The following is a 19700-nucleotide window of genomic DNA, read 5'->3' on the forward strand; positions in this document are numbered from 1 at the left end:
GGATGTCCGCCACGCGTACGATGCGGCGCATGTCTCAGGAGCCGATGTCGCAGGAGTCCGTGCCGCAGGAGCCCACCCTCCAGCCAGCCGGAAACGCCTCCCTGAACTCCCTCTCCAGGGGGCAGGCGTCCGCTGGTCCGCGGCGGGTCAGCAGCCAGATCCAGCGCGAGGTCATGCAACTGATCCTCGACCGTAAGCTCCGCGCCGGCGCGCCCCTGCCCACCGAGGCCGAACTCATGGGCGCCCTCGGCGTCAGCCGCAACTCCGTCCGCGAGGCCCTCAAAGCGCTCCAGGCCCTCGACATCGTGGAGATCAGACACGGCTACGGGACATATGTCGGCCAGGCGTCCCTGACTCCCCTCGTCGACGGCCTGACCTTCCGCACGCTGGCAGCCCAGCAGGGCGACGACGGCGGAGCCTTGGCGCTCGGAGACATCCTCCAAGTCCGCGAAGTGCTAGAGGAAGGGCTGATACGACGGGTCGCGGGCGTGCTGTCCGACGCGGAACTGGACCGGCTGGAGGGCGTGGTCACACGGATGGAGGAGGCGGGGCGGGCAGGCCTTCCCTTCCCCGAACTCGACCGCGAATTCCACGAGTTGATGTACGCCTCGCTCGGCAACGCGCTCGTCCCCCAACTCCTCGGCGCCTTCTGGACCGTGTACCGGCGGGTCGCCGGAGTCCAGGGCTGGACGGACGATCCCACCCCCGACGTCACGGTGCGGCGCCACCGGGACATAGTCGTCGCCCTCAGGGCACGGGATATCGAAGGTGCACAGCGGGCGATGGCGGTACATTTCCGGGGAATCGAGGCGCGTGCGGCGCAGGAGTCGAGGGGTGTCGGGTGAGCGGGTTCGGGGATACGGCTCGGGACGGGGGCTGGCCGGACGAGACGGCCGGCGTACTTCGATTGCCGTCAGGCCGGCTCGTACGGGGCCGAGGCCTCCGGCACCCGCTCCCGCCGACGGCGCCGACACCCACGTACGCCGTCTATCTGCTGGGCAAAAACCCACCCCAAGTCCCCTGGGAAACCCGCTGGATCCGCTGGCCGGACTTCTGGCTTCCGAAGGACCGCGCGTACGCCCGCGAGGTGCTGACGGAGGCGTGGAACCGGGCGGCGTCCGAGGGCGAGCGGGTCGAGGTCGCCTGCGGGGGTGGCCGCGGACGTACAGGTACGGCCCTTGCCTGCCTGGCGGTCCTGGACGGTGTACCGCCTGAGGATGCGGTGGACTTCGTACGCCGGAACTATGACCGGCATGCGGTGGAGACGCCGTGGCAGCGACGGTACGTACGGGGTTTCGCGGAGCCGTCGCGCGTCAGGTGAGGCGTTGGTCAGGCGAGGCGCAGGGTGATCGAGGGAACGGTGTCGTCCGGCAGCACGTACCGCTCGACTGAGCCGAGCCGGAGCGGCTCAGGGGACGGTCTCGCCGCGTACGAGGGGATGGCAGATCGGCTGGAGGTCGGCGGGGAGTTCGTCCGGGCGGCACCAGCGGGCTTCCAGGATTTCGAAGGGGTCGATGCGTAGTTCGCCGCCCAGCAGGCGGGCTTCGTAGGCCACTTCGAGGCGGGTGCGGAAGCCGCTGTTCAGGAGGACGAGGCGGCCTGCCTCGACGTCGAGGTTGGTCTCCTCCTTGATCTCGCGGACCAGGGTCCGCCGGAAGTCCTCGCCCTTGTGCGCGAAGCCACTCGGCAGGCCCCACTGGCGTCCCGGCGGCCACATCCGGTGCCGTAGCAGCAGCACGCGGCCTTCGTCGTCGCGCACGACACCGGTCACGCCGACCACGAACTTCGCGTTCAGGAGCCACATCACGCGGCTTTGCACCGGGCGCAGGGCGCGCCAAAGGCGGACAAGGAGTCGCCTCACGGGGCCTCCGAGGGGGTTACGGGGGTACGGGGTTGTCGCTCCCCGCGAACGGGTGGCGGTCGGGCGAGGACTTCGCCCCTACGGACGGTACCTCGTCGGGAGTTCATACCTTGGTTGCGCTCCCATCGACCATCGGCGGACAGCCAACTTCCCATCGGCTCAAGAGACTTGCGGCATGGAGAAGACCAAGGGGAGTCAGGGGAACACGGGCAACAAAAGGAACACGGGGAGCACGGGGAACGCGGAGAACACGGAGAACACGGAGAACACGGAGAACACGGAGAACGGGGGGATCAGTCGTGCGCGCTTCATGGCGGGAGCGGCTGTTGTCGGGGGTGCGGTGGCGGCCGGGGGCCTCGCAGCCCCGGCCCCCGCGTCGGCTTCGGCCCGAGCGGCTGCGTCAGGGGCGAGGGCAGTGACCACAGAGTCAACGGCAACGGAGGTTCGGCGCGGGCTGAAGCACAGGGGCATCGTCTACACCCTGGGCGCCGGCGAGACGCCCGGTACCGCTTGGAGCGAGCGGAGGATGCGCGAGGACGTCCGCGTCATGGCGGACGAACTGCACGCCGACTCCGTCGAGGTCACCGGGGACGGTGTCGAGCGGCTCAACGCCACGGCGAGTGAGGTGGCCGAACGCGGACTGCATGTGTGGCTGCAGCCGACGCTGGGCGACGTGCCGGAGAAGGAGATCCTCGAGCACCTCGCCGAGAGCGGGCGGCACGGGGAGCGGCTGCGGCGGCAGGGCGCGCAGGTCACGCTCGCCGTGGGGTGTGAGTTCTGGCTGTTCGTGCCGGGCATCGTGCCGGGGGACGACGTCCTCGAGCGGATCGACAACCTGGAGAAGGGGAACTTCGATTTCGCGAAGATGCAGCAGCGGCTGGCCGGGTTCACCGCGAAGGCGGCGGCGGTGGGCCGGTCCGTCTTCCGCGGCAAACTCAGCTATGCCGCCGCGCAGGACGAGACGTTCGAGAAGGTCGACTGGGGCCTGTTCGACATCGTAGGCATCGACTACTACTCGTACTTCCGTCAACGGGCCGACTACGTACGGGAGTTGCGTACGTACCTGCGCTGGGGCAAGCCCCTGGCCATCACCGAGTTCGGCACCTGCACCTTCAAGGGCGCCCCGGAGGCCGGCGGCATGGGCTGGAACATCGTCGACTACACCAAGGAGCCGCCGGAGATCAAAGGCAACCCCGTCCGCAGCGAACGCACCCAGGCCGCGTACCTCACCGATCTACTCGACGTCTTCGAGTCCATGAACCTGCACGCGGCGATGACCTTCGAGTTCATCACCGCCGACGCCCCCCACCGCCCCGACAACCCACGCTACGACCTCGACATGGCGTCCTACGCCATAGTCAAGCCCCTCAAGGACAACCCCGACGACCCCACCTCCGACTGGCACTGGGAACCCAAACAGTCCTTCCACGCGGTCGCCCGCCATTACGGCCGGGCACGCTGCTGAGAGCTGGGCGCAGAGATCAGGGACGCCGGCCGCTCTCCGGCGCAGGACTGAGGGACTGCCCGTCCCGCTGGCCGCGGCGGTGGGCTGCGACGCGTTCGCGGGTGGCGCAGCGGCGGGAGCAGTAGCGGCGGGTTGGGCCGGGGCCCTGGGTGATGTAGACGTTCTGGCAGGTGGGGGAGGCGCAGAGGCCGCCGGGTGGGCGTTGGCGGTCCCAGAGGAGGACGGTGAGTGCCAGGCAGGACGAGGCCAGGAACCATTCGTCCCAGGGGGCGTCGTCGTGGCGGTCTAGGTGGGGGTGCCAGGGGGCGCTGCCGCCGTGCGAGGTGAGGCGTAGTGGACCCGTGTGTTCCCGGAGCAGGCGGTTGAGGGCTGCGGCTGCGGGGTCGATGTGCTCGACGGCGAACACCTCGCGGAGGAGGAGGGCGGTTGCGCGCATGCGGGTGATGTCGGCGGGGGTGATCTCTATGGGGTCCAACTCGCCGTATTCGCGCAGTACTTCGGCGACGGCGTTGGGGTGGGGTGGGGGTTGGTCTCCGGTACCGGTACCGGTGCTGTTACCGGTGAGGACGTTGATCAGTGCTGCGGTGCGGCGGGCGTTGGTCAGTACGGAGTGCCGTGTGGACCAGTCGTCGGTGGGGGCCGTCATGGGCCCGAATGTAACGCATATTGCGAAGGTTTGAGTTACGTCCGTAACGTCATCCCGATGGGGAAGCGTTACTTGAAGTGGTCGTATCTCTCCGGGGCGGCAGCGGCGCGGATGGGCGACGAGATGTCCGGCCCGGCGTTGCTGCTGGCTGGTTTCGCGGTCGGAGGTTCGGTTGCGGAGGCGTCGTCGCTGCTGGCCGGCATCACGGTGGCGGCGGCGGTCGGTGGGCCGGTGCTCGGGGCGCTTCTCGACAGGTCCGCGCGGCCGGGTCGGCTGCTGGCCCGGGCGCTTGCCCTCTACGGGGCGGGATTGGCGGCGATCCTTCTGAGCCTCGGTCGCCTTCCGTTCGCTTTGACGGTCCTGATCGCCGTGTTCACCGGCCTGCTCGGACCTGCTCTGTCGGGCGGCTGGACCGCCCAACTGCCAAGGGTCGTACCTCGCGAGCAGATGCCACGCGCGAACGCACTCGACGCGATGACGTTCAGCCTGGCGAGTCTGGCCGGCCCAGCGCTCGCCGGAGTCCTGGCGAAGCTGTTCGGGGCACCGGCTGCTGTGGTGGCGTCCGTGGCGCTGATCTCGCTCGCGCTGCCTGCGGCGTGGAGGCTGCCCGCGGATGACGGTCCGGGGCGGGGGCGAGTGGCTGTGGGGCGCGGTCATGTGCGGGGTCGATTGCCTGTGGGTCGCAGTCCGGTGCGGGACCGACTGCCCGCGGACGACGATCTAGGGTGCGACCGGTTGCCTGCGGATCATGGTCCGGCGCGGATTCGTCCGGCCGCGGGCCATGGTCCGGAGCAGGGCCGGACGACGGTGTCCGTGGCCGGGGATGTGGTCGCCGGCTTTCGTTGCATCACCCGCACCCGGCCCCTGGCCCGGGCGACCCTCACTTCGGTGATCTCCTGCGCGGGACTGGGCATGCTGATCACCTGCAACCCGTCCCTCGGCGAACGGGCCTTCGGTTCGGCCGCCGACGGCACGATGCTGCTGTCCTGCACCGCAGTCTCGGCCCTCGCCGCCAACGCCGTACTCGCCCGCCGTCCCCACGCGATAGCCCCGGACACGATCATCTGGTCCAGCACCCTGTTCCTGGCCGCCGCGCTCCTGCTGGCCGCGACCGGCCATCCGGCTCTGGTCATCGCGGCCGCCGTGGTGGCGGGCATCGGCGAAGGCCCCCAACTCGTCGCACTGTTCACGATCCGGCACCGCGAGGCACCGGAACGCCTACGCAGCCAGGTCTTCACCACAGGCGCCAGTCTCAAGATCACCGCCTTCGCCGTCGGCGCGGCGGCCGCCGGCCCGCTCGCGACGCGGTCGCTTTCCGCCGCGCTCCTGACGGCGGCCGGAGTGCAGCTTGCCGCGGGGCTGAGCTACGGGGCGGCTAAGTTCAGTACGCGAGTACGTGGTTGAGCGGACGAAGGAGTCGGGAAGTGAGCGGATACGTCCGGTGGTCGCGCAGTGGGCACCGGGAGCGGGCCGAGGAGTTGGCCGGTGGCCGGGCTGCGTTTCTCGAGGGTGCCCAGCGGATGCTCACCCAGGCCACCCAGGTGCAGGTGGCCGAGCGCATGGGTGTGCGCAAGGAGCAGGGCGACGGGCTTGGTGACGGTGGGCCGGGGCTCGTGACGTGAACGTTTGGGCTGCCCGCTTCTTGCCAGTGTCGTGCTTCCACGGCCCGAGTAAAGGGCGCTCCCTCCGGTCGCGTCGCCTTCGGCGATTCCGCTTCGCTCCACCCTTGACTCGACCCGCTCCAGCACGGGTAAGAAGCGAGCGGGCAGCCCGAAAGAAGGGCTCCCAAGGTACGGCTACGAACGGGGTGGGCTCACCCGTGGGCCGGAGCTCACGGGCGCGATCGCGCCTCGCCAGCACGCCGGGCCGGCTCAGCGACTGACCGCCGGTGGTGGGGCGCGATCACGTCTCGCCTGCACGCCGGGTCGGCTCAGCGACTCACGGCCGGTGGATGGGATGCCTTCGGTTGGGAGGGGACGCCGGATTGGGTTGGCGACTGCGGGTAGTGGGCGGGGATGCGGCGGAGTCTCGTCTCCATGCCGGGTTGGTCGGCGCGGTGACCGGTGGCGGGTAGGCGGCATCGGCGTGGCCGGAAGCGCCGGGGTCATGGGCGGCCAACGGCCGGTGGTTGGGGCCTTGGGTCGGGTGGGCACCTTGGGTGGGCGGGATGGCCTGCGGGTGGGCTGACCAGCGGCGGGCCGGGGCTGCGGATGGAGGGTTGGGGCCCCGTCTGCGCCCACTTCCTATCCGTACGGTGGTGATTGGCAGATTTGGGACATCGTCGGAGGGCCTACGACATCACTGAGCTGGGGTGATCCATCCCCGCCCCTGTCCCAAACCCGCCAATCACGCCTCGGGCGTCCAGCTGCGGGCGGTCCCGGCTCAGCCTTGCCAGCCCGCACTCACCCTGTTCGCTTCGGAGTTGCACCGACGCGTCCACGCGCCCGCGACCCGTACCCTGTCGCGGGAAATTGTGACACTTGCCCCCCGAAGTGTCACAATTTCGCACCCCACCTCCCCCGCCCCCCCGGCCGCTGAGCCGTGGCATGCCAGCGAGGCGCTGCTGCGGACCGCTGCCAGAGTCGGCCGTGAGTCGCTGAGCTGGCCGCGGGCGTGCTGGCGAGACGCCGCCACGTCCCGGCCCACTGCCCGCAGTCGCCACGCTCCCGCGGCGTGCGAGCCCAGCGCCGATGCGCATCCGCTTACCGGCCGTCGGTCGCCAAGCCCACCCGCGGCGGACCAGGGCGGACCAGCAGCCGACGGTCCCCTGTCCACCGGCCGTCAGCCGCTAAGTCGGCCCGGCGTGCAGGCGAGACGCCACCGCGTCCCCGCTCCCTACCTGCAGTCGCCAAACCCAACCGGCGTGCCCTCCCAACCGAAGGCGCCCGCACCCACCGGCGGTCAGTCGCTGAGTCGGCCCGGCGTGCTGGCGAGGCGCGAACGCGCCCGTGAGCTCCGGCCCACGGGTGAGCCCACCCCGTTCGTAACCCTACCTGGGGAGCCCTTCTTTCGGGCTGCCCGCTCGCTTCTTACCCGTGCTGGAGCGGGTCGAGTCAAGGGTGGAGCGAAGCGGAATCGGCGTAGCCGACGCGACCGGAGGGAGCGCCCTTTACTCGGGCCGTGGAAGCACGACACTGGCAAGAAGCGGGCAGCCCAAACGTTCACTTGAGAGCTTGCGATGCGAGTTACTCGGCTACGGCGCCGATGAACTCCGTCCAGGCCGCCGCACCGATCACCAGCACGGGCCCGTCCATGACCTTGCTGTCCCGGACGGGGACGATGCCGGGGACTCCGTCGGCTACCTCGACGCAGTCCTCGCCGCCGGCGCCGCCGCTGTAACTGCTCTTTCGCCAGCGGGCTGCGCCTACGAAGTCGTACGCGACCTCGATGCAGTCCTCCCCGCCGTCGCCGCCGCTGTAACTGCTCTTGCGCCAGCGGGCGTTGGTCAGGTCGTACTCGCGCATCGTCTGTAGTCCTCCGCCGCCGACTCGATCATGGCCAGGGACGCCTCCGGCGACAATGCGGCAGCCCTGATGTGATCGTAAGACGCTTGGACCCGCTTCACCACCGCCGGTTCGTCCAGCAGATTCCCCGAAAACACCCCCTCTGTATAGGCGGTTGGTGGAGCGTCCTCGAACTTCATGAGCTTCGTCAGCTTGCCCATCACGGGATGCGCTCCCGCCGCGAACGGCAGCACTTGCACCAGCACCGCACGCTCCCGCATCAGCGTCGCGATGCGGTCCAGCTGGCGCGCCATGACGTCGGCGTCGCCGACCGGGATGCGCAGAGCCGTCTCGTGCAGGACTGCCCAATACACCGGCCGTGTAGCGTCCTTGAGGAGCTGCGTCCGGTCCATGCGCCCCTCCACCAGCTCCTCGATGTACTCGTCGGTGGCCAGCGGATTGCCCGCCAGGAACACCGCTCGCGCGTACTCCCGCGTCTGGAGCAGCCCCGGAATCACTGTCGGCGCGTACTCGCAGATCTCCGTAGCGAGCCGCTCCAGCTCCGCGACGTGAGCGAAGTACTCCGTATACGGCTGCTCCTTGATGAGCTTTCGCCAAAGCCTTTCGAAAAAACCCTCGGTTTGTAGGACCTCATCGATCCGCTGCGCCACATCCAACTGCGGTTTCCGAATGGCCTGTTCGAATTGCCCAATGTAGCCGCCCGACACAAAAACGCGAGAACCCAAGTCGGACTGAGTGAATCCGGCTTCCTCGCGCCGCCGTTTCAGCTCTGTGCCGAAGAACTCCCAGGCCGCCTGACGCGAACCATTGGCCATGGCCAACCCCCTTGTACTGCACCGACGTTGCTGAGCGTAGAGGTCTTCCAAAGTCTATGCGGCCGACTCCACCGTGGAGATGAAAAGCGTGAAACTCAAAAGCGAGGGGAGCGCCACGATGGCTGACTATGAGGGTCGCGGCGTACGGCACTCGACGGGATGCGTCGAAGAGGCGGAGGAAACGGTGAAAGAGTTGCGGGAAGCTCTCGTGAACGCGGGAATTAAGTTGCCGACGCTCCGGATCGACCCGGCAAGTTTGGCGCGGGAGACGCCTTGCCCGCTCATCGAATTGGGGCGGTGTTCCGTCGAGACGGCGGCACGGCTGGCGGCGGTGATCCGGTGAGGCTGCCGATCGGGGCGTACGCCTTCGATACGAAGACGGGGAAGGTGGGCGTGGTGATGGGGCACGAGGGACCGTACGTACAGCTCAGACCGATCGGCGGCGGCCGCGAGTGGGACTGCGAACCGGGCTCGGTCCGCAAGGCCACCCAGGCTGAACGGCTCCGCGCGGCCACGGCGTACGCGAACGCACGCAGCCGCGGGGAGGTCCCTTGAAGGGAGTGGGGTGTGAGAGGCGTGACTGTGACCGGAGGTAACTCCTGAGGCCGGTGTGACATAAAGTGCGGGCGCATGGCGATCTGGAACCCGATACGGAACCTTCGCAGGCCGAAGACGGCTCGCAAGTACCCCGTGCCGCTCACCATGCACCAGCTGTGGATGGTGTCGCTGAGTGCGCCCGTGAACCGCGACGGGGACGCCTCGCGGACGACGCTGTACCCCTTCACCCGCATCGACGACGAGAAGGCCCGGCGGTGGCTGGCCGACCAGTGGGAGATCACCTCGCGTGAGGCGCTGGCCGGCCGGCTCGACGGGCTCGCGCGGAGCGGTTACCGCGCGCGGGCGCGGCTGCGACTCGGTGTCGAACCGCTGGCGTGGGACGCCGGGCTGTACGTGGACATCTCCCGGCGGGGCTTCGCCTGCGGGCTGCTGAGCGAGGCCGAGGCGTGGACGGCGCTCAAGAACATCGTGCCGGCGGTGGCGCGCACGTACGGCTCCTGGAAGGAGTACGCCGAGCACTATCTGCTGGGGCGGAAGGTGTGGCTCGAGGGCCTCCAGGGCCGAGGGGATGCCGACCTCCCGGCCCCCCAGGAGGCGTCCGACGCCCACCTGCAGGCCCTGCTGGACCCGATGAACAAGGCCAGCCCTTGGAACATGGCGCCTTGGGAGGCGATCAGCCATCCCGACCGCGCCCGCTGAGGGGGCGCGGTCCGGGAGTCTCAGCTGGGCGTCAGCGCAGGGCATCCACCTCGGCGCGCTTGCCGACGGGGCCAAGGTGGTCCAGCAGGTGCTGGATGTCTTCGGGATCCGAGGTGACGATCACGGCCCCGAGGTCCGCGGCCAACACCGCCACGGCCCCGTCGACCGGGTCTGACGTCCTGGCCTGCCCTAGGAGTTGCCCCACGCTCCTGGCGAGCGCGTGGTCGAGGGCCGGGATGTCGCAGCCGTTGAGCATGCGGGCCAACTGGGCCTGGCGGGTGCCGTCGCGCCATACCTGCGCCACCACGGGCGCGGGTGCCAGGGGCACGCCACCGGCGAGGAGGTAGGAACGGTGGGCTCGCCAGAAGGCCGCGTGGTTCCGCTCCGCGGCGATCAGTGCCCCGGCGTCGTACACCGTTGGTCGTAGCGCACTCATGCGGCACCCCGCGACTGGTCGGCGGCCGGGACGGCGGGCCGGGTGACACGGTCCATGAAATCGTCCACCCATGCCTGTTCTTCCGGTGTAGGCGGAGCGACGTGCGCCATAGCCTCCTCCGCTGCGGCCAGACCCGCCTCGATCTTCGCCGCACGCTCGGCCGCTCGCGAAAGCCAGGCGGAGACGCTCAGGCCTTCGCGCTCGGCGGCCGATTTGGCCGCTTCGAGGATTTCGCTCGGGATGGTGATGGTGACGCGTTCTAGGCTCATACTGAGAGTCTTACTGGCCTGAGCGGTGCCACGCCAGGCATATCGGCCCCGTTCACCCGTGAGAGTGCCGGGTTCACCGGTGAGAGTGGAGGCGGCTCCCTGCTGTTGCCGGCTCCACGTAAGCGAGAATGGGCCCATGAGTCTCTTCCGGGACGACGGCATCGTCCTGCGGACGCAGAAGCTCGGTGAAGCCGACCGCATCATCACCCTGCTCACGCGCGGGCATGGGCGGGTGCGGGCCGTGGCCCGTGGAGTACGGCGTACGAAGTCGAAGTTCGGGGCGCGGCTCGAACCGTTCTCGCATGTGGACGTGCAGTTTTTCGCGCGCGGGAGCGAGTTGGTGGGGCGCGGGCTACCGCTGTGCACGCAGAGCGAGACGATCGCTCCGTACGGAGGTGGGATCGTCGCCGACTACGCCCGCTACACCGCCGGGACGGCCATGCTGGAGACGGCCGAGCGGTTCACGGACCATGAGGGCGAACCGGCGGTGCAGCAGTATCTGCTGCTCGTCGGCGGGCTGCGGACGCTGGCCCGCGGGGAGCACGAGCCGCATCTCGTGCTCGACGCCTTTCTGCTGCGCTCGCTCGCCGTGAACGGGTACGCGCCCAGTTTCAGCGACTGCGCGAAGTGCGGGATGGCCGGACCGAACCGGTTCTTCTCGGTCTCGGCGGGAGGTTCCGTCTGCGTGGACTGCCGGGTGCCCGGCAGCGTCGTACCCTCGGCGCAGGCCCTCGAACTGCTCGGAGCGCTGCTGACGGGGGACTGGGCGACGGCCGACGCGTGCGAGTCGCGGTACGTCCGGGAGGGCAGTGGGCTGGTGTCGGCCTATCTGCACTGGCATCTGGAGCGTGGGCTGCGGTCGCTGCGTTACGTCGAGAAGTAGCCACGTAGAACCACTACAGAAGTACGAGAACTAGGAGACGAGAAGCACATGGTGGTACGTGGGATCCTGGGGCGCCAGCGCCGCGAGTACAAGACGCCGGAGCCGCATCCGTCCGGCGCCCGCGCGCCGAAGCTTCCCGGTGAGCTGATCCCGAACCATGTGGCGGTCGTCATGGACGGGAACGGGCGGTGGGCCAAGCAGCGAGGGCTGCCGCGGACCGAGGGGCACCGGGTTGGTGAGGGCGTCGTTCTGGACGTTCTTAGAGGCTGCATCGAGATGGGCATCAAGAACCTCTCCCTGTACGCCTTCTCGACCGAGAACTGGAAGCGGTCGCCGGACGAGGTCCGCTTCCTGATGAACTTCAACCGGGATGTCATCCGACGCCGGCGGGACGAGATGGATGAGATGGGGATCCGGATCCGTTGGGTCGGGCGGATGCCCAAGCTGTGGAAGTCCGTCGTTCAGGAGCTTCAGGTCGCGCAGGAGCAGACGAAGCGGAACGATGCGCTGACATTGTATTTCTGCGTCAACTATGGCGGACGGGCTGAACTCGCTGACGCGGCAAAGGCGTTGGCCGCGGATGTCGCCGCCGGGAAGCTTGATCCGGAGAAGGTCACCGAGAAGACCGTGCAGAAGTATCTGTACTACCCGGACATGCCGGATGTTGATCTTTTTCTGCGGCCTAGCGGTGAGCAGCGCATCTCCAACTACCTGATCTGGCAGTCGAGTTACGCCGAGATGGTTTTCCAGGATGTGCTGTGGCCGGACTTCGATCGGCGGGATCTGTGGCGGGCGTGTGTGGAATACGCCCAGAGGGACCGGCGGTTTGGCGGGGCCGTCCCTAATGAGCAGTTGCTGGCGATGGAGGCCGCGATGAAGGGACGTCCCGAAGGGGGCTGATCGCCCCCGCGATGCCCCTTGCCGGGGTGGGGGGCGTTGCGGCTCGTGGGGCGCGCCCTTCAGGGGCGCGGGGCTGTATCGATTTGCGGCTCCGCCGCGCGGGCGCGACCAGCGCCCCGAAGGAGGCCGCAGGCCTCTTAGGGGCGCGGGGCTGTGACATTAGCGGCTCCGCCGCGGGGCGCGACCAGCCACAACGAACCCGCAGCCGCCAGCGAACCGAACTCACCCTCGCCGTAGGCGCCCCGTTCAACCGCCGGAGGCAGCCCGCGCCGCCGCGCACTCCGCGCAAGTGCCGAAGATCTCTACCGTGTGCGCCACGTTCACATACCCGTGCTCCGTGGCGATCGCTTCCGCCCACTTCTCCACCGCCGGGCCCTCGACCTCCACCGCCTTGCCGCACACACGGCAGACCAGGTGGTGATGGTGATCGCCCGTCGAGCAGCGGCGGTAGACCGACTCGCCGTCCGACGTGCGCAGGACGTCCACCTCGCCCGCGTCGGCCAGGGACTGGAGTGTGCGGTACACCGTGGTGAGACCTACGGAGTCGCCCTTGTGCTTGAGCATGTCGTGGAGATCCTGCGCACTGCGGAACTCGTCGACCTCGTCCAGCGCCGCGGCCACGGCAGCGCGCTGCCGGGTCGAACGGCCCCGTACGGGCGGTCCAGCGGTCGTCACCGTTGCCTCCTTCTATCTGCGGGGTGCCGGGCCATTGTGCCAGCCCGGTCTTTGCGCAGTCAGACGCCGACCTTTCCCGAGGAGTCCCGGGTGGCCGGAATCGGGCACTCCGCGGGGTCTCCGGTGGACTGTGCCATGGCCCGGGCCCGGCGCCGGTTCAGCGGTGTGGCCAGTGCGGTCAGGGCGATGAACGCCCCGATGGTCAGCAGGACGATGGTCGCGCCGGGCGGCACGTCCTGGTAGTACGAGGTGACCGTGCCGCCGATCGTCACGCTGATCCCGATCGCCACAGCGATCGCGAAGGTGGCCGCGAAACTGCGGCTGAGCTGCTGCGCGGCCGCGACCGGCACCACCATCAGGGCGGAGACCAGAAGCAGGCCCACGACCCGCATCGCGACCGTCACCGTGACGGCCGCCGTCACCGCCGTCAACAGATTGAGCGCGCGGACCGGCAGGCCCGTAACCCGCGCGAACTCCTCGTCCTGGCTCACCGCGAACAGCTGCCGGCGCAGGCCCAGAGTGACAAGGACCACGAAAGCCGCCAGCAGGCAGATCGCCGTCACGTCGCTCTCGCTCACCGTCGACAGCGAGCCGAAGAGGTACGAGGTCAGGTTGGCGTTGGAGCCGCCCGGCGCGAGGTTGATGAACATCACGCCGCCCGCCATACCGCCGTAGAAGAGCATGGCCAGGGCGATGTCGCCGCGCGTTCTGCCGTACCAGCGGATGAGTTCCATGAGGACCGCGCCCACCACGGACACCAGCGTCGCCATCCAGATCGGGGACCAGGACAACAGGAAGCCGAGGCCCACGCCCGTCATCGCGACATGGCCGATTCCGTCGCCCATCAGGGCCTGGCGGCGCTGTACGAGATAGATGCCGACGGCGGGCGCGGTGATGCCGACGAGCACGGCGGCGAGCAGAGCCCGCTGCATGAAGGCGTAATCGAGGATGTCCATGGCCGGTCCTTCAGCTTCCTCAGCTCAGCAGGCCCGTGCGGACCGGTTCGGCGCCGTGCGCCGCGTGCGGGTGTACGTGGTCGTGGCCGGGCAGCGCGTGCTGGCCGACCGCGGGTGGCGGCGGGCCGTCGTGCGCCACACAGCCGTCGCGCAGGACGACCGCGCGCTTGATCAACGGTTCCAGCGGGCCCAGCTCGTGCAGTACGAGGAGTACGGACGCGCCCTCGCCGACTTGCTGACGCAGGGTCTCGGCGAGCATCTCCTGGCTGGCGTGATCGACGCCCGCCATCGGCTCGTCCATGATCAGCAGGTCGGGCTGGGAGGCGAGGGCACGGGCGATGAGTACGCGCTGATGCTGGCCGCCCGACAACGCGTCGACGTTGTGCTTGGCGTGGTCCGCCATGCCGACCAGTTCGAGGGCCTGGTGGACGGCCTCGCGGTCCGCCTTGCGCAGGAATCCGAAGCGGGTCCGGGACAGCCGCCCAGACGACACGACCTCGGTCACCGTCGCGGGCACCCCGCCCGCGGCCGTCGTGCGCTGCGGTACGTACCCCACGCGCGCCCAGTCGTTGAAACGGCGCCGCGGTGTGCCGAACAGCTCGATCTCGCCGCGGGTGACCGGGACTTGACCGATGACCGTGCGGACGGCCGTGGACTTGCCGGAGCCGTTGGCGCCGAGCAGCGCGACGACCTCGCCGTGGTGCACGGTGAGGTCGATGCCGCGCAGGACGGGGCGCGAGCCGAGTTCGGCCGTCACGCCGCGCAGAGAGATGACGGGTTCCCCGGGCCGGTCAGCCTTCATGGCTCGCGCCTTCCGTTCGCTGCTTCATATTGCGTGCACTCCCGCGTGCACTGAAAGCGATCACTTCTGGCCGAGGGCCTTCTCCAGCGCCGTCAGGTTCGCCTGCATGACCTGGAAGTAGTCGTCGCCCTTGGACTTGTCGGTGATGCCCTCGAGGGGGTCGAGTACATCAGTCTTGAGACCGGCGTCCGAGGCCAGGGTCTTCGCGGTCTTGTCGGATACCAGTGTCTCGTAGAAGACGGTGGTGACGCCGTCCGCCTTCGCTTCCTCCTGGAGTTCCTTGACCCGCGCGGCGCTGGGCTCGCTGTCGGGCTCCAGGCCGGAGATGGCCTCCATGGTCAGGCCGTAGCGCTGGGCGAGGTAGCCGAAGGCCGCGTGGTTGGTGAAGAAGACCTTGGTCTTGGTGTTCTTGAGGCCGTTCTCGTACTCGGTGTTGAGGCCGTCCAGCTTCTTCACGAGGTCCGCGGTGTTCTTCTTGTAGTCCGCCGCGTTGTCCGGGTCCTGCTTCTCGAGGGCCTTGCCGACGCCCTCGGCGATCTCGGCGTACTTCACCGGGTCCAGCCAGACGTGCGGATCGAGGGCGTGCTCCCCTTCCTCGCCCGCGTGCTCCTCCTCGCCGGCGTGCTCCTCTTCGCCCGCGTGTTCTTCGCCTTCGCCGTGCCCGTGGCTGTCCTCGGTGCCGAGGTCCTCGAGCTTCGTCAGCGTGGCCGCGTCGACCTTCGTCTTGACCTCGGACTGCCCCACCGCCTCGTCGACGGACGGCTGCAGACCCTTCAGATAGAGGATCGCGTCCGCTTCCTGGAGCTTCGCGGTCTGCTGGGCGCTGATCTCCAGGTCGTGCGGCTCCTGGCCGGGCTCCGTCAGGGAGGTCACACTGACGTGGTCCCCGCCGATCTGCTCCGCGAGGAACTGCAACGGATAGAACGACGCCACGACGTCGAGCTTGCCGCCCTCACCCTCACCCTCCGCGGCGTTGGAGTCGGAGGAGCAGCCGGACAGGGTGCCGATCGCGAGGGCTGTGGCCGCCAGTGCCGCGGTCCCGGCGGTGTTTATTCGAGAGCGGGCAAGGCGTCGTCGTACGTTCATGACACCCATTTTCAGTGAAAGTGGAAACGATTGTCAACAAGCGCCTGGTAAGAGGCCGGTAAGGCCGGAAAAGCCCTGCTCGGGCCCTGCTCACGCCCTGCTCAGGTCCTCTGTCTGTCCGTGACCCCGAACCGATTTGATCCGGGGGGCGGGACCGCCGGTAATCTGAAGCATTCGCTCCTGAAGCAATCGCTCCTCAAGCAATGCTTCTCCCGCCCGTCTCCCGACCACCACCCCTCATCGAGGCGCTACGCGCCGCACCTGTCCGTAATCGTCGTAATGAAGAGAGCACCGTGGCCGCCGACAAGATCGACACCATCGTCAGCCTGAGCAAGCGCCGTGGCTTCGTCTACCCGTGCAGTGAGATCTACGGCGGCCAGCGCGCCGCCTGGGACTACGGGCCGCTGGGTGTCGAGCTCAAGGAGAACCTCAAGCGCCAGTGGTGGCGCTACATGGTGACGTCGCGCGAGGACGTCGTGGGTATCGACTCCTCGGTGATCCTGGCGACCGAGGTCTGGGTGGCCTCCGGTCACGTCGCGACCTTCACCGACCCGCTCACCGAGTGCACCTCCTGTCACAAGCGGTTCCGCGCGGACCACCTGGAGGAGGCGTACGAGGCCAAGCACGGCCGCGCGCCCGAGAACGGCCTCACCGATGTCAACTGCCCCCACTGCGGCAACAAGGGCCAGTTCACCGAGCCCAAGCAGTTCTCCGGCCTGCTCTCCACGCACCTCGGCCCCACCCAGGACAGCGGCTCCGTCGCCTACCTGCGGCCCGAGACCGCGCAGGGCATCTTCACCAACTTCGCCCAGGTACAGCAGACTTCGCGCCGCAAGCCGCCGTTCGGCATCGCGCAGATGGGCAAGTCCTTCCGGAACGAGATCACTCCGGGCAACTTCATCTTCCGTACGCGCGAGTTCGAGCAGATGGAGATGGAGTTCTTCGTCAAGCCGGGCGAGGACGAGAAGTGGCAGGAGTACTGGATGGAGCAGCGCTGGAACTGGTACACGGGCCTGGGCCTGCGCGAGGAGAACATGCGGTGGTACGAGCACCCGCAGGAGAAGCTCTCCCACTACTCGAAGCGCACGGCGGACATCGAGTACCGCTTCCAGTTCGGCGGCAACGAGTGGGGTGAGCTGGAGGGCGTCGCGAACCGTACCGACTTCGACCTCTCCGCTCACTCGAAGGCGTCTGGGCAGGATCTCTCCTACTTCGACCAGGAGGCCAGCGAGCGGTGGACTCCGTACGTCATCGAGCCCGCGGCCGGCGTTGGGCGGGCGATGCTCGCATTCCTGTTGGACGCCTACATCGAGGATGAGGCGCCCAACGCCAAGGGCAAGATGGAGAAGCGGACCGTGCTGCGGCTGGACCACCGGCTCGCTCCGGTGAAGGTCGCGGTGCTGCCGCTTTCGCGTAACCCGGAGCTTTCGCCCAAGGCCAAGGGGCTGGCTTCTGCGCTGCGGCAGAACTGGAACATCGAGTTCGATGACGCCGGGGCGATCGGGCGCCGGTACCGGCGGCAGGATGAGATCGGCACGCCGTTCTGCGTGACGGTGGACTTCGACACGCTCGACGACAATGCGGTGACTGTGCGGGAGCGGGACTCGATGAAGCAGGAGCGGGTGTCTCTCGACCAGATCGAGGGGTACCTCGCCAGCCGGCTGGTCGGCTGCTAGTTCGCCCCCGCCGCCCTTACCCGTCCCATACCAAGGGGCTCCGCCCCTGGACCCCGCTGGGGGCTTCGCCCCCAGACCCCCCATCGGCCTGGACGGCCTCGTCCTCAAACGCCGGACGGGCTGATTCTCAGCCCGTCCGGCGTTTGAGGACCGGGGGTTCGGGGGCTGGCCCCCGAAACGGGGTCCAGGGGCGCAGCCCCTGGCTTCGGGAAGGGGCGGGCTTGGGGAAATGAACCCTCTGCAGCCACCCCGCCGCGGCCCCGTAGAAATGCCCCGGTTCTGTCACGTCCGTAACGGACGTAACGAACCGGGGCTTTCGCAATCCGCGGGGCAAATCGCTCCGAAGAGAGGGCATGCGCGGCCCGCAGGGGGTGGGCCGCCGGACCTCTCACGGGGGCATCAATGCGTAAGCAGGCAATCATCGCCATCGCGGCCATGGCACTGGCCATCGGAACCGTCGGCTGCGGCGCGGGGAGTGACGGGGAGCAGGGGGCCCCGGGGGCGGCGACCCCTGCGGCGATCGAGGCCAAGGGTGGGGCCGGATCGCTGCCGGCGGGCTCGGGCGGGCGGCTCAGCGCGATCGGGCTCACCGACAACCAGCGCCTCGTCAAGTTCCGCGTCGACCAGCCCAACCGCACCCTCCCGCTCGGCAAGGTGAACGGCCTCAAGGGCGACAGCAAGCTGATCGGCATCGACTACCGCGTACAGAACGGCAAGCTGTACGGCGTCGGCGACCGCGGCGGCATCTACACGATCCGCGAGATCGGCGCCAAGGCCACCAAGGTCTCGCAGCTGAGCGTGGCCCTGCAGGGCAACTCCTTCGGTGTCGACTTCAACCCGGCCGCGAACCGGCTGCGGGTCATCAGCGACACCGGCCAGAACCTCCGCCACAACATCGACGACCCGGCCGGCGCCCCGCCCGCCGGCACCACCGCGGTCGACGGCACGCTCACCAACCCGCCGGTCCCGCCCGCCACGACGGGTGCCACGGCGCAGGGAGTGACGGGAGCCGCGTACACGAACAACGATCTCGCGGCGAACACCGCCACCACCCTCTTCGACCTCGACACGGCCCTCGACCAGGTCTCCCTCCAGTCCCCGGCCAACGCGGGCAACCTCGCGCCCGCCGGCAAGCTCGGCGTGGACGCCGGCCCGAGCGCGGGCTTCGACATCTACACCTCGACCCGTTCCGGCTCCAACACCGCGTACGCCGTCCTGCGCGTCGACGGCAAGCAGCGGCTGTACCGGGCGGACCTGCTGAACGGCTCGGTGGCTCGTACGGGGACGTTCGACGGAGGCCGGGCGGTCGTGGACCTGGCGCTGCCTCTCCGGCAGGGCTGAGCCGTGCCTGGCTAGCAATCGCTGACACATGACAACTGGCAGATGACAGATATTGAAATCTGTCAGTTGTCATGTCAGGGTGGGTGGTGGATGTACGACACCCCATCCGGCGGGGGCCACCGCCCCCGCCGGGACCCCAAGGAGCTCGTATGCAAACCCGCCCTCTCGGAACGACCGGCCCTCAGGTCTCCGCGCTCGGCCTCGGCTGCATGGGCATGTCGGCCTTGTACGGCGAGGCCGACCGCGCCGAGTCCATCGCGACCATCCATGCCGCCCTCGAGGCGGGCGTGACCCTGCTCGACACCGGCGACTTCTACGGCATGGGGCACAACGAGATGCTGATCGGCGAGGCGCTCAGGACCGCGCCCGCCTCGTGGCGCGAACAGGCGCTCACCAGCGTGAAGTTCGGGGCGTTGCGCGACCCGGACGGCGGCTGGGTCGGTTACGACGGCCGACCTGCCGCGGTGAAGAACTTCGCCGCGTACTCGCTTCAGCGCCTCGGCGTCGAGCACATCGACGTCTACCGGATCGCCCGCCTCGACCCGGACGTACCGATCGAGGAGACGGTCGGCGCGATCGCGGAACTGGTCGAGAAGGGATACGTCCGGCACATCGGCCTCAGCGAGGTCGGCGCCGAGACGATCCGCCGGGCCGCCGCGACCGCGCCGATCGCGGACCTTCAGATCGAGTACTCGCTCATCTCGCGCGGCATCGAGGACAAGGTGCTGCCGGTCACCCGTGAGCTGGGGATCGGCATCACGGCGTACGGCGTGCTCTCTCGTGGGCTGATCTCCGGGCACTTCACCGCGGACCGGCAGCTGGCGCCGAACGACTTCCGCTCGTTCTCACCGCGCTTCCAGGGCGAGAACCTCCAGCACAACCTGGGCCTCGTCGAGGCGTTGCGGAAGATCGCCGAGCAGAAGGGCGTCTCGGTCGCGCAGATCGCCATCGCCTGGGTGCTGTCCCGCGGCGAGGACATCGTGCCGCTGATCGGCGCCCGGCGCCGGGATCGGCTGACGGAGGCGCTGGGCGCGCTCGACGTCACCCTCGACGCCGCCGACCTCGCCGCCATCGAGGACGCGGTGCCAGCCGACGCCGTCGCGGGCGCGCGCTACCCCGAGCAGCAGATGGCACACCTCGACAGCGAACGCTGACCTCACCGCCAGGT

Annotated in this window: 23 protein-coding genes; 13 read left to right on the top strand and 10 right to left on the bottom strand. The window is 68.9% G+C overall.

Annotated elements, in window-relative coordinates; genetic code table 11:
• The first annotated feature begins 173 nt into the window (after positions 1–173).
• The gene (locus ACQEVY_RS31780) at positions 174–845 is read left to right on the top strand and encodes a FadR/GntR family transcriptional regulator (protein WP_432955500.1); all 672 of its coding nucleotides are present in this window, start codon (positions 174–176) and stop codon (positions 843–845) included.
• Positions 842–1321 carry a protein-tyrosine phosphatase family protein gene (locus ACQEVY_RS31785; protein WP_432952804.1) on the top strand — a complete coding sequence of 160 codons (480 nt, stop codon included), beginning with the start codon at positions 842–844 and terminating at the stop codon, positions 1319–1321. The genes ACQEVY_RS31780 and ACQEVY_RS31785 overlap by 4 nt, the downstream gene beginning before the upstream one ends.
• 87 nt (positions 1322–1408) lie before the next feature.
• Here the strand turns inward: ACQEVY_RS31785 and ACQEVY_RS31790 are convergent, their stop codons facing one another.
• Complete coding sequence (locus tag ACQEVY_RS31790; protein ID WP_328771697.1) at positions 1409–1861, bottom strand: NUDIX hydrolase; 453 nt, start codon at positions 1859–1861, stop codon at positions 1409–1411.
• 310 nt (positions 1862–2171) lie between these two features.
• Between ACQEVY_RS31790 and ACQEVY_RS31795 the strand changes: the two genes are divergently transcribed.
• Entirely contained in the window at positions 2172–3326 is a 1155-nt protein-coding gene (locus tag ACQEVY_RS31795) for an abortive phage infection protein (RefSeq protein ID WP_432955502.1), read from the top strand.
• 16 nt (positions 3327–3342) lie between these two features.
• On the opposite strand, the gene ACQEVY_RS31800 is transcribed toward ACQEVY_RS31795, so the two are convergent.
• Entirely contained in the window at positions 3343–3972 is a 630-nt protein-coding gene (locus ACQEVY_RS31800) for a CGNR zinc finger domain-containing protein (RefSeq protein WP_432952805.1), read from the bottom strand.
• A gap of 57 nt (positions 3973–4029) precedes the next feature.
• Between ACQEVY_RS31800 and ACQEVY_RS31805 the strand changes: the two genes are divergently transcribed.
• Positions 4030–5376 (top strand): MFS transporter, encoded by a 1347-nt coding sequence (locus ACQEVY_RS31805; protein ID WP_432952806.1) that lies wholly within the window; start codon positions 4030–4032, stop codon positions 5374–5376.
• Between the two features lie 20 nt (positions 5377–5396).
• Entirely contained in the window at positions 5397–5594 is a 198-nt protein-coding gene (locus tag ACQEVY_RS31810) for a hypothetical protein (RefSeq protein WP_432952807.1), read from the top strand.
• A gap of 1563 nt (positions 5595–7157) precedes the next feature.
• On the opposite strand, the gene ACQEVY_RS31815 is transcribed toward ACQEVY_RS31810, so the two are convergent.
• Both ACQEVY_RS31815 and ACQEVY_RS31820 read right to left on the bottom strand, forming a co-directional pair.
• The gene (locus tag ACQEVY_RS31815) at positions 7158–7436 is read right to left on the bottom strand and encodes a DUF397 domain-containing protein (protein ID WP_432952809.1); all 279 of its coding nucleotides are present in this window, start codon (positions 7434–7436) and stop codon (positions 7158–7160) included.
• On the bottom strand, positions 7418–8251 hold the full coding sequence (locus tag ACQEVY_RS31820) for a helix-turn-helix domain-containing protein (RefSeq protein ID WP_432952810.1): 834 nt from the start codon (positions 8249–8251) through the stop codon (positions 7418–7420). Before ACQEVY_RS31820 ends, ACQEVY_RS31815 begins: the two co-directional genes overlap by 19 nt.
• A 118-nt stretch (positions 8252–8369) precedes the next feature.
• Between ACQEVY_RS31820 and ACQEVY_RS31825 the strand changes: the two genes are divergently transcribed.
• From ACQEVY_RS31825 to ACQEVY_RS31835, 3 genes are all read left to right on the top strand, one after another.
• On the top strand, positions 8370–8594 hold the full coding sequence (locus tag ACQEVY_RS31825; protein WP_328771701.1) for a hypothetical protein: 225 nt from the start codon (positions 8370–8372) through the stop codon (positions 8592–8594).
• The gene (locus ACQEVY_RS31830; RefSeq protein ID WP_328771702.1) at positions 8591–8806 is read left to right on the top strand and encodes a hypothetical protein; all 216 of its coding nucleotides are present in this window, start codon (positions 8591–8593) and stop codon (positions 8804–8806) included. Before ACQEVY_RS31825 ends, ACQEVY_RS31830 begins: the two co-directional genes overlap by 4 nt.
• 75 nt (positions 8807–8881) lie before the next feature.
• Positions 8882–9508, top strand: a complete 627-nt coding sequence (locus ACQEVY_RS31835) for a DUF1266 domain-containing protein (RefSeq protein WP_432952812.1) — start codon at positions 8882–8884, stop codon at positions 9506–9508.
• 31 nt (positions 9509–9539) lie between these two features.
• Here ACQEVY_RS31835 and ACQEVY_RS31840 read toward each other — a convergent pair whose 3' ends face one another.
• Both ACQEVY_RS31840 and ACQEVY_RS31845 read right to left on the bottom strand, forming a co-directional pair.
• Positions 9540–9944 carry a twitching motility protein PilT gene (locus ACQEVY_RS31840; protein WP_432952813.1) on the bottom strand — a complete coding sequence of 135 codons (405 nt, stop codon included), beginning with the start codon at positions 9942–9944 and terminating at the stop codon, positions 9540–9542.
• Entirely contained in the window at positions 9941–10213 is a 273-nt protein-coding gene (locus ACQEVY_RS31845; protein WP_432952814.1) for a hypothetical protein, read from the bottom strand. Before ACQEVY_RS31845 ends, ACQEVY_RS31840 begins: the two co-directional genes overlap by 4 nt.
• Positions 10214–10349: 136 nt before the next feature.
• Here ACQEVY_RS31845 and recO point away from each other — a divergent pair, with 136 nt between their 5' ends.
• Both recO and ACQEVY_RS31855 read left to right on the top strand, forming a co-directional pair.
• On the top strand, positions 10350–11096 hold the full coding sequence (gene recO, locus ACQEVY_RS31850; protein ID WP_432952815.1) for a DNA repair protein RecO: 747 nt from the start codon (positions 10350–10352) through the stop codon (positions 11094–11096).
• A gap of 48 nt (positions 11097–11144) precedes the next feature.
• On the top strand, positions 11145–11996 hold the full coding sequence (locus ACQEVY_RS31855) for an isoprenyl transferase (RefSeq protein ID WP_432952816.1): 852 nt from the start codon (positions 11145–11147) through the stop codon (positions 11994–11996).
• Positions 11997–12242: 246 nt separating this feature from the next.
• On the opposite strand, the gene ACQEVY_RS31860 is transcribed toward ACQEVY_RS31855, so the two are convergent.
• Genes ACQEVY_RS31860 through ACQEVY_RS31875 form a run of 4 tightly spaced genes read right to left on the bottom strand, consistent with a single transcriptional unit; the run spans position 12243 to position 15515 of the window.
• The gene (locus ACQEVY_RS31860; RefSeq protein WP_432952818.1) at positions 12243–12671 is read right to left on the bottom strand and encodes a Fur family transcriptional regulator; all 429 of its coding nucleotides are present in this window, start codon (positions 12669–12671) and stop codon (positions 12243–12245) included.
• Between the two features lie 59 nt (positions 12672–12730).
• The gene (locus tag ACQEVY_RS31865; RefSeq protein ID WP_432952819.1) at positions 12731–13627 is read right to left on the bottom strand and encodes a metal ABC transporter permease; all 897 of its coding nucleotides are present in this window, start codon (positions 13625–13627) and stop codon (positions 12731–12733) included.
• A gap of 19 nt (positions 13628–13646) precedes the next feature.
• Positions 13647–14429 (bottom strand): metal ABC transporter ATP-binding protein, encoded by a 783-nt coding sequence (locus tag ACQEVY_RS31870; RefSeq protein ID WP_432952820.1) that lies wholly within the window; start codon positions 14427–14429, stop codon positions 13647–13649.
• A gap of 60 nt (positions 14430–14489) precedes the next feature.
• On the bottom strand, positions 14490–15515 hold the full coding sequence (locus tag ACQEVY_RS31875; protein WP_432952822.1) for a zinc ABC transporter substrate-binding protein: 1026 nt from the start codon (positions 15513–15515) through the stop codon (positions 14490–14492).
• Positions 15516–15808: 293 nt separating this feature from the next.
• On the opposite strand from ACQEVY_RS31875, the gene ACQEVY_RS31880 reads away from it, so the two are divergent.
• From ACQEVY_RS31880 to ACQEVY_RS31890, 3 genes are all read left to right on the top strand, one after another.
• The gene (locus ACQEVY_RS31880; protein WP_432952823.1) at positions 15809–17191 is read left to right on the top strand and encodes a glycine--tRNA ligase; all 1383 of its coding nucleotides are present in this window, start codon (positions 15809–15811) and stop codon (positions 17189–17191) included.
• Between the two features lie 402 nt (positions 17192–17593).
• The gene (locus ACQEVY_RS31885; RefSeq protein ID WP_432952824.1) at positions 17594–18532 is read left to right on the top strand and encodes a DUF4394 domain-containing protein; all 939 of its coding nucleotides are present in this window, start codon (positions 17594–17596) and stop codon (positions 18530–18532) included.
• Positions 18533–18681: 149 nt separating this feature from the next.
• Complete coding sequence (locus ACQEVY_RS31890) at positions 18682–19686, top strand: aldo/keto reductase (RefSeq protein ID WP_432952825.1); 1005 nt, start codon at positions 18682–18684, stop codon at positions 19684–19686.
• Positions 19687–19700: the final 14 nt, after the last annotated feature.

The sequence above is a fragment of the Streptomyces sp. CA-288835 genome (assembly GCF_050936385.1).
GTDB lineage: Bacteria > Actinomycetota > Actinomycetes > Streptomycetales > Streptomycetaceae > Streptomyces.

Excerpts from the sequence above, each read along its gene's own strand:
- ACQEVY_RS31840 (WP_432952813.1), bottom strand. The coding sequence starts at position 9,944 with ATGAGTGCGCTACGACCAACGGTGTACGACGCCGGGGCACTGATCGCC.
- recO (WP_432952815.1), top strand. The coding sequence starts at position 10,350 with ATGAGTCTCTTCCGGGACGACGGCATCGTCCTGCGGACGCAGAAGCTC.
- ACQEVY_RS31825 (WP_328771701.1), top strand. The coding sequence starts at position 8,370 with ATGGCTGACTATGAGGGTCGCGGCGTACGGCACTCGACGGGATGCGTC.
- ACQEVY_RS31795 (WP_432955502.1), top strand. The coding sequence starts at position 2,172 with ATGGCGGGAGCGGCTGTTGTCGGGGGTGCGGTGGCGGCCGGGGGCCTC.
- ACQEVY_RS31815 (WP_432952809.1), bottom strand. The coding sequence starts at position 7,436 with ATGCGCGAGTACGACCTGACCAACGCCCGCTGGCGCAAGAGCAGTTAC.
- ACQEVY_RS31820 (WP_432952810.1), bottom strand. The coding sequence starts at position 8,251 with ATGGCCAATGGTTCGCGTCAGGCGGCCTGGGAGTTCTTCGGCACAGAG.
- ACQEVY_RS31780 (WP_432955500.1), top strand. The coding sequence starts at position 174 with ATGCAACTGATCCTCGACCGTAAGCTCCGCGCCGGCGCGCCCCTGCCC.
- ACQEVY_RS31870 (WP_432952820.1), bottom strand. The coding sequence starts at position 14,429 with ATGAAGGCTGACCGGCCCGGGGAACCCGTCATCTCTCTGCGCGGCGTG.
- ACQEVY_RS31875 (WP_432952822.1), bottom strand. The coding sequence starts at position 15,515 with ATGAACGTACGACGACGCCTTGCCCGCTCTCGAATAAACACCGCCGGG.
- ACQEVY_RS31835 (WP_432952812.1), top strand. The coding sequence starts at position 8,882 with ATGGCGATCTGGAACCCGATACGGAACCTTCGCAGGCCGAAGACGGCT.
- ACQEVY_RS31885 (WP_432952824.1), top strand. The coding sequence starts at position 17,594 with ATGCGTAAGCAGGCAATCATCGCCATCGCGGCCATGGCACTGGCCATC.
- ACQEVY_RS31865 (WP_432952819.1), bottom strand. The coding sequence starts at position 13,627 with ATGGACATCCTCGATTACGCCTTCATGCAGCGGGCTCTGCTCGCCGCC.
- ACQEVY_RS31890 (WP_432952825.1), top strand. The coding sequence starts at position 18,682 with ATGCAAACCCGCCCTCTCGGAACGACCGGCCCTCAGGTCTCCGCGCTC.
- ACQEVY_RS31855 (WP_432952816.1), top strand. The coding sequence starts at position 11,145 with ATGGTGGTACGTGGGATCCTGGGGCGCCAGCGCCGCGAGTACAAGACG.
- ACQEVY_RS31845 (WP_432952814.1), bottom strand. The coding sequence starts at position 10,213 with ATGAGCCTAGAACGCGTCACCATCACCATCCCGAGCGAAATCCTCGAA.
- ACQEVY_RS31800 (WP_432952805.1), bottom strand. The coding sequence starts at position 3,972 with ATGACGGCCCCCACCGACGACTGGTCCACACGGCACTCCGTACTGACC.
- ACQEVY_RS31805 (WP_432952806.1), top strand. The coding sequence starts at position 4,030 with ATGGGGAAGCGTTACTTGAAGTGGTCGTATCTCTCCGGGGCGGCAGCG.